12 protein-coding genes are annotated in these 13202 nt (G+C 31.4%); 1 reads left to right on the top strand and 11 read right to left on the bottom strand.

Going from position 1 to position 13202, the window contains the following annotated elements:
- Positions 1-57 precede the first annotated feature (57 nt).
- Positions 58-1080 (bottom strand): branched-chain amino acid aminotransferase, encoded by a 1023-nt coding sequence (locus ACX0KU_RS07430; RefSeq protein WP_472992254.1) that lies wholly within the window; start codon positions 1078-1080, stop codon positions 58-60.
- 282 nt (positions 1081-1362) lie between these two features.
- On the opposite strand from ACX0KU_RS07430, the gene ACX0KU_RS07425 reads away from it, so the two are divergent.
- Positions 1363-3843, top strand: coding sequence for an EAL domain-containing protein (locus ACX0KU_RS07425; protein WP_472992253.1), 2481 nt, complete (start codon positions 1363-1365; stop codon positions 3841-3843).
- A gap of 51 nt (positions 3844-3894) precedes the next feature.
- Here ACX0KU_RS07425 and ACX0KU_RS07420 read toward each other — a convergent pair whose 3' ends face one another.
- The 10 genes from ACX0KU_RS07420 to alr form a co-directional block, all read right to left on the bottom strand.
- Positions 3895-5178 (bottom strand): PDZ domain-containing protein, encoded by a 1284-nt coding sequence (locus ACX0KU_RS07420; RefSeq protein ID WP_472992252.1) that lies wholly within the window; start codon positions 5176-5178, stop codon positions 3895-3897.
- 29 nt (positions 5179-5207) lie between these two features.
- Positions 5208-6464 (bottom strand): S41 family peptidase, encoded by a 1257-nt coding sequence (locus tag ACX0KU_RS07415; RefSeq protein WP_472992250.1) that lies wholly within the window; start codon positions 6462-6464, stop codon positions 5208-5210.
- 131 nt (positions 6465-6595) lie between these two features.
- Complete coding sequence (ftsX, locus tag ACX0KU_RS07410; protein ID WP_472992249.1) at positions 6596-7492, bottom strand: permease-like cell division protein FtsX; 897 nt, start codon at positions 7490-7492, stop codon at positions 6596-6598.
- The gene (ftsE, locus tag ACX0KU_RS07405; RefSeq protein WP_472992248.1) at positions 7476-8162 is read right to left on the bottom strand and encodes a cell division ATP-binding protein FtsE; all 687 of its coding nucleotides are present in this window, start codon (positions 8160-8162) and stop codon (positions 7476-7478) included. The genes ftsX and ftsE overlap by 17 nt, the downstream gene beginning before the upstream one ends.
- A 101-nt stretch (positions 8163-8263) precedes the next feature.
- On the bottom strand, positions 8264-9118 hold the full coding sequence (locus ACX0KU_RS07400; protein WP_472992247.1) for a YitT family protein: 855 nt from the start codon (positions 9116-9118) through the stop codon (positions 8264-8266).
- A gap of 60 nt (positions 9119-9178) precedes the next feature.
- Positions 9179-10120, bottom strand: coding sequence for a transketolase family protein (locus ACX0KU_RS07395; protein WP_472992246.1), 942 nt, complete (start codon positions 10118-10120; stop codon positions 9179-9181).
- Entirely contained in the window at positions 10120-10944 is an 825-nt protein-coding gene (locus tag ACX0KU_RS07390) for a transketolase (protein ID WP_472992245.1), read from the bottom strand. The genes ACX0KU_RS07395 and ACX0KU_RS07390 overlap by 1 nt, the downstream gene beginning before the upstream one ends.
- Before the next feature lie 319 nt (positions 10945-11263).
- Entirely contained in the window at positions 11264-11611 is a 348-nt protein-coding gene (locus ACX0KU_RS07385; protein WP_472992244.1) for a type II toxin-antitoxin system PemK/MazF family toxin, read from the bottom strand.
- The gene (locus ACX0KU_RS07380; protein ID WP_472992242.1) at positions 11571-11891 is read right to left on the bottom strand and encodes a hypothetical protein; all 321 of its coding nucleotides are present in this window, start codon (positions 11889-11891) and stop codon (positions 11571-11573) included. Before ACX0KU_RS07380 ends, ACX0KU_RS07385 begins: the two co-directional genes overlap by 41 nt.
- Positions 11892-12030: 139 nt before the next feature.
- On the bottom strand, positions 12031-13194 hold the full coding sequence (alr, locus tag ACX0KU_RS07375; protein ID WP_472992241.1) for an alanine racemase: 1164 nt from the start codon (positions 13192-13194) through the stop codon (positions 12031-12033).
- Between the last annotated feature and the right edge of the window lie 8 nt (positions 13195-13202).

The raw sequence follows: 13202 nt of genomic DNA, 5'->3' as shown, positions 1-13202 counted from the left end.
TAGAACACTAAGGTAATGTTTAAAAACTTTTACCTTTAGTGTTCTTTATTATCTAAATTACACTTCTATAATCCATCCCTCTGGAGCTTCTACATCTCCAAATTGAATCCCATAAAGAGTGTCATATAGTTTCTTTGTTACAGGACCTACTTCAGTTTCACTGTGGAATACGTGTAGATTTCCTTTATACTCAATTCCTCCAATTGGAGTTATTACTGCTGCTGTTCCGCAGGCACCAGCTTCTTTGAATTCCTTTAAGTTATTTACAAGAACATCTCTCTCTTCTGTTTCCATTCCTAAATACTCTTTTGCAACATGAAGCAGAGAATACTTAGTTATACTTGGAAGAATAGATGGTGAACTTGGAGTAACAAACTTATTATCTTCAGTAATTCCAAAAAAGTTAGCAGATCCAACTTCTTCTATTTTAGTATGAGTTGCTGGGTCTAAATAAATACAATCTGCAAAGCCTTTTTCTGCGGATACTTTATGAGGATAAAGACTTGCTGCGTAATTTCCTCCAACCTTTGCAGCCCCTGTTCCATAAGGTGCAGCTCTATCATAATCTGCTATATCAAAGTTTACAGGAGTCATTCCCCCTTTAAAATAAGGTCCTACTGGAAGACAGAATACACAGAATAAATACTCTGGTGCCGCTTTTACCCCAATATTATCTCCAACACCGATTACGAAAGGTCTAAGATAAAGAGTTGCTCCAGTTCCATAAGGTGGCACATAAGCTTCATTAGCCTTAACAACTCTAATACAAGCTTCTATAAACTTATCTTCCGGAACTTCTGCCATTAATAGACGTCTACAACTTTCAGCCATACGCTTTGCATTTTGATCCGGTCTAAAAAGCTGGATTTTATTGTCCTTTGTACGGTAAGCTTTTAAACCTTCAAAACATTGCTGTCCATAATGAAGCGCTGTTGAAGCTTCGCTAATAGTAAGCTTATTATCTTCAACCAGTTCTCCATCATCCCACTTTCCATCTTTCCATCTCGAAACGTAACGAAGGTCTGTTTTAATATAGTTAAATCCTAATTCAGCCCAATTAATATCTACTGTTTTGCCCATAATCCTGCCCCCTAATTCTATTAAACATATCCAATAAAAATCTTATTATATATTCTATCACTTTTATATATCAATTGGAAGAATGATAAATGTATTATTTACTCTATTTGTGAAAATATCCACAGTATTTGTTCCCTTATTTTATGTATCATCATATATTAAGATAGGACAACCTTATTTTAGATACGTAAAAATACTTTGTATAGGAGGTAGATTAAGATTACCCTTCGTAAAAAAGCAATAACTATTATTGTTTTTACCCTAATAGCTTTAACTATCTCAATGCATGTTTTTGTACAGCTAATCTTTTTAAAAGATTTTTCCAACATTGAAAAAAAATCTGTCACTCAAGATGTAAATGACATTATAAACGCTTTAGATAGGGAACTTTTAAATATCTCAGCTATAAATATAGATTGGGCTAATTGGGATGACACTTGTAGCTTTATTGATAATAAAAATAAAACTTTTATGGACGCTAACTTAACAAATGAAAGCTTCATAAATCTACAGCTCAATTTTATGATTTTTATAGATAATAATAACAAGATAATCTTCTCCAAAGGCTTCAATTTAGAAAATCATACAGTGGAGAACATCCCCATATATATAATAGACTATATACTTTCTAATCCATCTATAAGTACGCATACTAGTACAAAGAGTAATATGCATGGTATAGTTACTATTTTAGATACTCATATAGCAATATCTTCATCACCAATTATAACTAGTTTAAAACAAGGTCCTATTAAAGGCACCTTAGTTATGGGAAAATATATAAACCATAAATTTATAAACCAATTGTCTGAAATAACTGGTTTATCTGTTACTCTTAATCCACTTGATACTACTAGATTTCCGTTTAATTCTTATGAAGAAATTATAGTAAAACCACTAGATAATAACTCTATTTTAGGATATACAGTAATAAAGGATTTGTATGAAAATCCATCATTTATTCTAAGTATTCATAGCTCTAGGGAAATTTATACTAAGGCTTTAAATAGTAGATTCTACTTTACCTTTTTTCTTTTTATATCCTGTTTAATTCTTTGCATAGTATTCTTAAAGCTTTTAGATAAAACTGTGCTCAATAGAACGATTGAACAAGAAGTACTTTTAAATACTATTCCAGCCTTAATTTACTATAAAGATAACTCATTAAAATATATTACAGGAAATGAATTGTTTTCTAGTGTTTTCAATATAAAGAAAGATGAAATTAGGGGTAAAACAGATTTTGAGTTCTTTCCAAAAGAACAAGCAGAAATCATACGTGAGCAAGATTTTAGTATACTATCCTCTGGAATACCTAAATTAAATATAGAACGACAGATTACACTACCTAATGGAAATAATATATGGACTTCCACCTCTAAGTCTCCTTATGTGGGACAAGATGGAAAAATAAAAGGTATGGTAGGAGTTACTATTGATAATACTGATTATAAATTAGCTGAAGATAAGATTCAGTATCTGGCTTTCTATGATCAACTTACAAATTTACCCAATAGGATTTTGTTTAATGCCATTGTTACTAAGTCAATCCTAGACTTAAATAAAAATAAAGATAGAAGACTTCTAGCAATATTATATATGGACTTAGATAAATTTAAGTTAATTAATGACACTTTAGGACATGCTACAGGAGATGAGTTTTTACAAATTATATCTAGCAGAATATTAAAATGTATATGTGGAAATGCTGTGTTATCTAGATTAGGCGGAGATGAATTTGCTTTATTAATTAAGGTTAATACTAAAGACGAACTACACACTTTATGTGAAAAAATTACAGAAGCCGTAAAACAACCTTGGGGCATTAATGGTTATGAACTAAGTGTAACTATTAGTATAGGTATAGTTCTATATCCTACTGATGCTGAAGATATAAATACACTACTAAAATGTGCTGATATCGCTATGTATAGAGCCAAAGAACAGGGTAGAAATCACTATGAATTTTATACTTCAACTTTAAGCACTAAAGCCGAAGAAGAACTTTCTTTAGAAAGTAGTTTATTAAATGCATTAAAAAATGGCGAATTTGAACTGTACTATCAACCTCAATTTGATGCTAAGGATAAAAAACTTGTAGGGGTAGAAGCTTTAATTCGATGGAACCACCCAAAGCTTGGAATTTTGCCTCCTTCAAAATTTATTTCTTATGCTGAAGATAGTGATTTAATAATCCCTATAGGTGAATGGGTAATAAAAGAAGCTTGCACTCAAGCTAAGCGTTGGCAGGAAAATGGACTTCACCCTATACCTGTTTCTGTAAATCTTTCTTTTAAACAGTTTCAACAAAAGAACTTAATATCTAAAATTTCATCAATATTAAAAGATACTGGATTGTCATCACAGTATTTACAAATAGAAATTACAGAAAGTATGGCTATGCAAAACCCAGAATATACACTAAAGGCTCTTCATAGCTTAAAAAGTATGGGAATTAAAATTGCCTTAGATGATTTTGGCACAGGATATTCTTCTCTAAGTTATTTAAAACGCTTTCCAATTGATAAATTAAAAATAGATAAATCCTTTATAAAAGATATAGGAATAAACAAAGAAGACTCAGAGATTGTAAAAATAATTATATCTCTAGCTCATAAGCTTAACATCGCTACTATAGCTGAGGGAGTGGAAACTGAGGAACATTTAAATTTTTTAAGAGGAGAAAATTGTGACGAAATTCAAGGATATTTACTTGGAAAACCTATGCCTTTAGCATCATTTAAAGAAATGTTAAAGAGGTGATCTCTAGTTAAGATCACCTCTTTATTATCCGTTTTTATTTATTATTTGTTTTTACTTTTTCTTAATGTTCTCTAGTATGTCACTAAATTTATTTTCATTAACCTTAATAACTGAATTCTCATCCGGGACATACATCGGTACAAAAACAATTCCTAGTTTTTTAGTATTATTAGAGTTCTTATACCTTATCTCTTCAAACTCACCTGCAGCTCTTTTAATTTTAAACCACGCAATATTTGAAGCTTCCCTAATAGTAGTTATTATATCATCTTCATTAAATATTCTCTTGTGATTCACTTCAATGAGAATATCACCACTTCTGATTCCCATTTGTGATGCTGGAGAATTAGGTGCCACTTCTAATACCATCATTCCACGTTCATCACTTATATACTTTGGTTCTTCCTTAACTTCTTTATATCTTTGAACATGCAACATAGCCTCATGTGCCACAGGTGCAAATACAATAACAAATAGCTTGAAAAATACATTTAAAACAGCTAATCTAGCAAATATAAATAATAATAAGCTATATAATATTACTATAAGTCCTGAGGAAAGAGATTTCTGTTTCTTTGTTTTAGTAAAAGTTATACTATTATATCCTAAAACTCCATAAAAAGGCATCAGTAAAATAGCTGCATTTCTTATTAAATTAATTGGAGTTGTCGGATGTAAAAATGAACTCCACGTTGACAGTGGTATTACACTATCTATAGAATAATTTCTAGAATTTACAATTAAAGCAATTGCCATAGGAATTGCCCAATATCTTTTTAGAGCAAATCCTCCAATTATCTTATCATCTTTCTTAGTGAATATAGGTATAGATCCCTTACTCCCATCAGCTATAATAAGAATTCCTTCTATAAAATGTAGTACTGCTATTAATGTCATGAGTGCTACTACATCCATGGTTAAGAATCGAAACTTTTCTATATTTACACCATACATCCCACTCATTATTTCAAGAAGAACACTTATAAAGCCTAAAATAGCCGCTGAATAAGAGAAACAGAGAAATTTTTGATTTACAAACATCAACAATATAGATATTAAGAATATCAATTCTATTAATGTATTCTCATCAAAGGTAACTCCTAAGTAACCTAACATAACACTAGCTGTCATTCCTGCAATAAGACCAAAAACTATTTGAGATATTGTAAGCTCAAATGAGGAATTGAGTCTCTCACCTATAATCATCCTCTGTATCATAACTATCTTCTTGTTTTGTCTATAGAACATTACAATAAAAATTATTAGTATAAATACATAGGGTGACTTAACCATAGCATAAGCCGTAGATCTTAATGTATTAAATAAAATATCCATATAAGATCGTTTCCCCTCTCACTATCTTTTTATTTTAGTTTACCCTTAATCACTTCTAAAGCCTTAATAAATTGAGGATCAACTTTTTTATCGTATGGCTTTTCTAATAGTTCTTTAGGATATTTCACTTCTACATCTGGGCTTATACCCTTATGATGTATATCTTCTCCATTTGGAGTATAGTATTTTGATGTAGTTACTTTTAGAGCTGTACCATCTCCAAAACCATATTTCTTTTCATAAAGCACACTCTGAACAATTCCTTTTCCAAAACTCTTTTCTCCCACTAATGTGCCGATCTTGTAATCTCTAACAGCACCTGAAAAAATTTCTGAAGCACTAGCTGTTCCATTGTCTATTAATACGACAAGTGGCATTCCAATTAAATTACCACCCTTAGATTTATATTCTTCTTTATTATCATATTTATCCTCTGTAGACACTAATACTTTATCTTTAGGTATGAATTTAGAAGTTATGTTTATAGCCTGTGTAAGCCATCCACCTGGATTTTGTCTTAAATCTAGTACCATAGCCTTCATGCCTTTTTTAGTTAAATTATCAACAACTTTTGTAAACTGCTCATCTGTATGCTCATCAAAAACAGTTAAAGTAATAAGACCTATACCATCCTCTATCATTTCTCCAGTAACAGTTGTCAAAGTGATAACTGCCCTCTTTACTTTAACATCAAAAGTTCCTTTTCCTTCTCTTGTTATGGTGATTGTTACGTATGTATTCTTTTCACCCTTCATCATAGTAACTGCTTTCTCATAATCCTTTGCAGTTACTGCATTACCATCAACCTTTTCAATTATATCTCCACTAATTATTCCAGCTTGCTTAGCTGGCGAATCTTCAAATGGTGCTATAACTACTATCTTATCACCTTTGGTTCCTACCTGTAATCCAAGTCCCACATAATTTCCTTCTGTATGTGTATTAAAATCTTTATACTCTTTATTATTCATGTATACAGTATAAGGATCATTTAAGGACTCCGTCATTCCTTTTACAGCATTTTCAACTAGTAAGTTTTCATCTATATTACCATCGTAATACTGCTCTAAATTATCTTTTACAATAAATAACTTTTTAAATTGCATCATATCTTGATAAGTATCCTCACTTACCCTTCTTGTTCCTTTTATTGGCATTCTAGTTCCTATAACATACGTTGTGAAATTTGTTAATATAATTACTAAAATAACTATTAAAATCCATATAACTTTACTATCCCTTGTTTTATACTTTCTTTCACTGTCATTCTTATCTTTATACTCCATAAATATCACCTCTCAACCTCGTGTTATTTATATTCTTACGTTATTAAGTATATAATTATACCTTTTAGATAAATTTCATTAAACAAATATTAAGGCTGGCTATTTTGGCCAACCTTAATATAAACTAATTATTATACTTTTAAAAACTTTCTAATAGATAATATACTTCCTATTCCACCGATTAAAGTTCCTGATAGGATAAATATCCATAGTATATTCATAACTATATAGTTTGGTGTAACTAACTCAATCATCATAATACTATCTGATAGTTTGTTATAAGCTAATCCATATAATGGTATGAGTACAGCACTTGCAATTATTGCCCCTACTATACCTATAATTACACCTTCTATTATAAATGGCCATCTTATAAACCAATCTGTTGCACCTACATACTTCATTATATTAACTTCTCTACGTCTTGAATAAACAGCTAATTTAATAGTATTTCCAATTAGAAATAAACAAATAGGAATTAATAGAATTAAGGCTGCAAATCCAATCCACTTTACTCCTCTTGTTACTCCTGCTATTCTATTTACTAAATCTTCATTGGCAACTACTTTTTCAACACCCGCTAGCTTTTCTGTAGTCTTCACTATAGTCTTTACCATTTCTGCATTTTCAACGGTTACTGTAAAAGACTCTGGCAGCGGATTTTTTTCATCAAATCCTTGAACTAAATCATGATTTTCCTTGCCTAATTGTTCTTTCCACTTTTCTAATGCTTCTTCCTTAGTTACATATGCTATTTTCGTAACACCTTTTGTAGTAGTGATTATATTTTGAATATTTTCTTTATCATCTGCTTTTATATCTTCCTTTAAAAAAACTGATACCTCAAGCTTAGATTCAATATTTTTCACCACTTGATTAGCGTTTAGCATAGCCATTAAATATATTCCAAACATGAAAAGAGTTAGTGAAACAGTAATAATTGATGCAAAACTTAGAGTTGTATTTCTTTTTAAACTTTTTAGTGCATCAACCAAGGAATATTTTATAGTATTAATCTTCATAGCCATATCTACCTTTCTGTTCGTCTCTCACAATAACACCTTTTTCAATTGCTATAACCCTTTTTTTCATGTTATCTACGATACTCTTATCATGAGTAGCCATAAGTATAGTAGTTCCAGCGCGATTAATATCATTTAGTATCTTCATTACTTCTACAGATGTTTCTGGGTCTAGATTACCTGTTGGTTCATCTGCAATTATAATAGCAGGATTATTGACTATAGCTCTAGCTATTGCAACTCTCTGCTGTTGCCCTCCAGAAAGCTCATCTGGAAAACACCTAAATTTATTTGATAATCCTACCATAGATAAGACCATAGGTACTCTTTTTCTTATTTCTCTCTCTGAAGCTTCTACAACTCTCATAGCAAAAGCAACGTTTTCATACACATTCAATGTAGGAATTAACCTAAAATCTTGAAACACCATACCTATCTTTCTTCTATAATACGGTATGTCCATTCTTTTAACTTTAGATATATCTTCACCTGCAACAAGTATTCTTCCTGTAGTTAGCTCTATTTCCTTAATAAGTAGTTTTATAAAAGTAGATTTTCCAGCTCCACTAGATCCAACGAGAAATAAAAAATCTCCTCTATCTACATCTAAATTTATATTTGAAAGAGCAAAAACATTATTATCATATATTTTAGTAGCATTTCTAAACTCTATCATCTTACAAATTTCTCCCATCCAATTTCTTTTTTATACATCGCTTATGTATTATTATAACATAAGCTAGGGGAATTTGAGTTAATATATTGTGAATATTTAGTTTAATCTTCAATCATATCCTTAAAACCTTCTCCTAAAACCTCATGTGCTTCACTTACTGTTATGAATGCATTTTTATCAATTGCTTTTATATAACTCTTTAATTTTACAAATTGTCTTCTATCTAGTATTGTATACAATACATTTATTCCATTACCACTGTACGCACCTTTTCCTTCAAACATGGTGCATCCTCTTTCCAATTCTTCTATTACATATTTACTTATTATATCGTTCTTCGAACTCATAACAACTACTGCTTTACAAGTATTTAACCCCTCTATAACAGTATCAATCATAAAGCCATTTATAATTACAGCTAATAATCCATACATACCAAGTTCAGGCGAAAAAGTAATTCCAGCAGCTAATGCTACCATAAAATCTACACTTAAAAGTGCCTTTCCTATGTCTAAATGTAAAAATTTATTTAATATCTTAGCTAATATATCTGTTCCACCTGTTGAAGCGTTTTGATTAAACACAAGTCCCATACCAATTCCTGAGAGAAAAGTTCCAAACAATGTAGCTAAAATTAAATCATGAGTTATAGCTACTTCTGGCGAAACGACTTTATCTAAAATAAAGATTAATCCTGATAAACTTAAAGAAGCATATATAGTTTTTGCTCCAAATTTACCTCCTATTACTATAAAAGCAACTATAAATAATATGATGTTCATAATAAGCATAATTAATCCAACACTAATGCTTGGAATAATATAGTTTATTATAATTGCTATTCCAGTCACTCCACCTGCTGCTATCCTATTGGGAACTAAAAAAAACTTTATGGATATTGCTAGTATTACCACGCCAATGGTAACTGTGAGGTACTCTTTAAATTTTTTACTCATAATGTCACCCCTATATTTTGTAAAAAAGGAAGGAGCTATATTAACTCCTTCCAAAAATGACTATTTAAAAGATATAGCTTTTTTCACAGCTTTAACTATATCCTCTCCAGTTAATCCGTAAGCTTTTAATAATTCATTTGGTTTTCCACTTTCACCAAAAACATCTTTTACTCCCACTCTTACTACTGGAACTGGACAGTTTTCACTTAAAATTTCACAAACTGCTGAACCAAGTCCACCTATTACACTATGTTCTTCTGCTGTAACTATAACTCCTGTTTCTCTTGCAGCATTTACTATTATGTCTAAATCTATAGGTTTTATAGTATGTATATTAATTACTTTAACCTTTATACCTTCTTCAGCAAGAATATTGTATGCTTCAAGAGCTGCATCTACCATTATTCCAGTAGCAATTATAGTAGCTTCCTTTCCTTCTCTTAAAGTTACTCCCTTTCCTATTTCAAACTTATAATTCGGCTCATCATTAATTATTGGTACTCCTGATCTTCCTAGTCGTACATAACAAGGACCTTCATACTCAGCAATTGCTCTAATAGCCGCTTCTGTTTCAATGGCATCGCTTGGGCATATTACTGTCATATTTGGAATACTTCTCATTAATGATATATCTTCTATAGATTGGTGTGATGCTCCGTCTTCTCCAACAGTTAATCCTGCATGTGTTGCACATACTTTAACATTTAATTTTGGATAACAAATTGTGTTTCTAATTTGTTCAAATGCTCTTCCTGCTGCAAACATAGCAAAAGTACTAGCGAATGGAATCTTACCACAAGTTGAAAGTCCTGCAGCAACAGCCATCATATTTGATTCTGCAATTCCCATATTTATATGTCTATCTGGACAAACTTTTTTAAAGTCCGCAGTTTTTGTAGATTTTGATAGGTCTGCATCTAGTACAACTATATTAGGATTTTCTTGACCTAATTTTGCTAACGCAGTACCATAAGCCTCTCTAGTAGCTATTTTATTTGCCATTATTCTTCGCCTCCGATTTCTCTTAATGCCTGATCACATTGTTCTTTGCTTGGAGCTGATCCGTGCCAACTAGCTTCATCTTCCATAAAGGATACTCCTTTACCTTTTATAGTTTTTGCAACTATCACTGTTGGTTTGCCTTTTGTGCTCTTGGCTTCATCAACTGCACTAATTATAGCTTCAAAATTATGTCCATCTATATTTATAACATGCCATCCAAAAGCTTCAAACTTTTTATCAATAGGATCTACTGCCATAACATCTTGTGTTCTTCCATCAATTTGCAAACTATTATAATCTACAAAAGCAGTTAAATTATCTAATTTAAATTGAGCAGCTGCCATAGATGCTTCCCACACTTGTCCTTCTTGTAATTCTCCATCACCAAGAAGAGTATATACTCTATAGTCTTTATTATCTAATTTGCCTGCTATACCCATCCCTACTGCTGTAGATATTCCTTGACCCAGTGAACCAGTAGACATATCTATTCCCGGAACATAATTCATATTAGGATGTCCTTGTAGCATTGATCCAAGCTTTCTTAGACCCATTAACTCCTCTTTATTGAAAAATCCTTTTTCCGCAAGGACACTATATAGAACTGGTGCTGCATGCCCTTTAGAAAGAACAAATCTATCTCTGTTAATATTATCTGGATCCTCAACATTTACGTTCATTTCTTTAAAATATAATGTTGTTAAAATTTCAACTGCTGAAAGTGATCCACCTGGATGACCTGAGCCAGATTCTGTTAGCATTGTTATGATGTCTTTTCTTACTTCCTTAGCGATCTTCTGTAGCTCATGAATATCTTTTGCCATTTTAAAACCCTCCTATTTTATCTGATGCGTAACTTCTGTAAACTCTATTCATACGAAATTTACTTTTCTAATATATTATTATAACAATATATTAGAAAAATTACACTATTACAAACTAAAAAAGTCGGCTACGCCGATTTTTTTCGCTAGGGGAACCTAGTCCCCCTTCGACAACGCTATGCGTCTGAGCACCGCTCTTAGTGCGGCGAGGGGTGCCCCCTCTGCACACCCTAGTTTATATGAAATTATAAGTTTATCCTTTTATAGATAAACTTATAATTTCATATAAACTAAAAAAGGGCATCTCTGCCCTATATTTTTATAATCCAATACTAATTAAAAGTGCTTCATCCACTTTTATCATATCTTTTTCTGACATATGACCTATTTTTTCTTTTAATCTCTTCTTATCTAAAGTCCTAATCTGTTCTAGCAAAACAACTGAATCCTTATTTAATCCATATTCCTCTGATGAAATCTCAACATGAGTAGGAAGTTTTGCTTTATTTATTTGAGATGTAATTGCAGATATAATAACAGTTGGACTATATTTATTCCCTACATTGTTTTGAATAATTAAAACTGGTCTTATTCCGCCCTGTTCTGAACCCACAACCGGGCTTAAATCAGCATAAAATATATCTCCTCTTTTCACTACCATTGTCATCAGGCAAATCACTCTCCGCAAGCTTAGCTTCATATTCTTTTAATACTATCATATCTTCAGCAAAGCCCATTTCACAAATTTCTAAATTCATTTGTGCCATTTCTATATACCCTTTTTTTAATTCTTCTATTTTACTTAGCTTCTTTTTGTCCTTAATATATAGTATTAAAGAGTCCCTAATAAATTCACTCTTTTTTCTGTATTTTTTTAAATATTCTTTTCGAATGTCATCTTTACGTGCTTCTATTGGGATTTCTACTTGCTTCTTTGAACTTGACATAGAGTTTTTATACCTCCTAAATTAACATAGAGAAAATATGTACAATTCAATTATACTTTAATGTCTGTCAAGATGTCAAAGAAAACTCCGTATTTCTATACTATATATCTTATGTATTTTTACGCTTTATTGTAATTTACTACACATAATTCCTTACCTTTACAACTTCACCATCTTTTATGTACACTCTCGGAACTCTTTTTGTTATCATGCAAACTACTTCATAGTTTATGGTTCCTAACATCTCTGCTATGTGGTCTGCATTTAACTTAACTCCATTCTTCTCTCCTATAAGAATCACTTCATTTCCTATTTTTACTTCACCTTTTATATCTGTAACGTCTACCATGCATTGATCCATACAAATACTTCCTACTACCGGGGCGAATTGACCATTAATTATAACTTTTGCTTTATTGTTTAACAATCTTGTGTATCCATCAGCATATCCTACTGGTAGAGTAGCAATTATACTATCTCTAGAAGACTTAAATCTTTTTCCATAGCCTATATAATACCCAGAAGGTATACTTTTTATGTGAGCTATATTAGTTTTTAAATCCATAGCAGGTTTTAATTCTATTCTGTCTTTATTTACTTCTTCTGATGGATAATATCCATACAATATTATACCTGGTCTAACTGCTTCAAAATGGGATTCTGGTAGATCAATTATAGCCCCACTATTAGCTATGTGCCTTATTTTTATATGAACTCCAGATTTTTTTAAAGCTTCATAAAAAGCATTAAATCTATTTAACTGTTGGTAAGTGTATTCTTTATCTTTTTCATCTGCTGTAGAAAAGTGTGAAAATATACCTTCTATTTCTATATTAGGTAGCTTACTTATTTCTACTACTTCCTTTAGACTTTCTTCATTAGGCATGAATCCGATTCTTCCCATTCCTGTGTCAATAGCTATATGAACTTTAGCTTTTTTATGCTTTTTCTTAGCAATTATTGAAAGTTCTTTTGCATAATTATAAGAAAAAATTGTTTGACCTATATCATATTTTAATAAATCATCAATTAAGCTAGGAGGGGTAAAACCCAAAACCATAATGGGGCATTCAATTCCCCCTCTTCTTAATTCTACTCCTTCACTAACTACAGCAACCGCTAATCTAGTAGCTCCGTTTTCTAAAAGTACTGGCGAAATATCTAAAGCTCCATGTCCATAGGCATCCGCCTTCACTATAGCCATTATATCTTCGCTCTCTGAACAACTTCTAATTTGCTTCATATTGAAGGCAATATTATCTAGGTTGATTTCTGCCCATACTGGTCGTAAATGTTTAAACATGTTGCTAC

The sequence above is a fragment of the Clostridium sp. X genome, assembly GCF_055755365.1.
This window is presented reverse-complemented; position numbering and strand designations above follow the sequence as displayed.

Bases quoted from the DNA above. Each gene is read 5' to 3' on its own strand.
- ACX0KU_RS07430 (WP_472992254.1), bottom strand. From the start codon at position 1,080: ATGGGCAAAACAGTAGATATTAATTGGGCTGAATTAGGATTTAACTAT.
- ACX0KU_RS07425 (WP_472992253.1), top strand. From the start codon at position 1,363: ATGCATGTTTTTGTACAGCTAATCTTTTTAAAAGATTTTTCCAACATT.
- ACX0KU_RS07420 (WP_472992252.1), bottom strand. From the start codon at position 5,178: ATGGATATTTTATTTAATACATTAAGATCTACGGCTTATGCTATGGTT.
- ACX0KU_RS07415 (WP_472992250.1), bottom strand. From the start codon at position 6,464: ATGGAGTATAAAGATAAGAATGACAGTGAAAGAAAGTATAAAACAAGG.
- ftsX (WP_472992249.1), bottom strand. From the start codon at position 7,492: ATGGCTATGAAGATTAATACTATAAAATATTCCTTGGTTGATGCACTA.
- ftsE (WP_472992248.1), bottom strand. From the start codon at position 8,162: ATGATAGAGTTTAGAAATGCTACTAAAATATATGATAATAATGTTTTT.
- ACX0KU_RS07400 (WP_472992247.1), bottom strand. From the start codon at position 9,118: ATGAGTAAAAAATTTAAAGAGTACCTCACAGTTACCATTGGCGTGGTA.
- ACX0KU_RS07395 (WP_472992246.1), bottom strand. From the start codon at position 10,120: ATGGCAAATAAAATAGCTACTAGAGAGGCTTATGGTACTGCGTTAGCA.
- ACX0KU_RS07390 (WP_472992245.1), bottom strand. From the start codon at position 10,944: ATGGCAAAAGATATTCATGAGCTACAGAAGATCGCTAAGGAAGTAAGA.
- ACX0KU_RS07385 (WP_472992244.1), bottom strand. From the start codon at position 11,611: ATGACAATGGTAGTGAAAAGAGGAGATATATTTTATGCTGATTTAAGC.
- ACX0KU_RS07380 (WP_472992242.1), bottom strand. From the start codon at position 11,891: ATGTCAAGTTCAAAGAAGCAAGTAGAAATCCCAATAGAAGCACGTAAA.
- alr (WP_472992241.1), bottom strand. From the start codon at position 13,194: ATGTTTAAACATTTACGACCAGTATGGGCAGAAATCAACCTAGATAAT.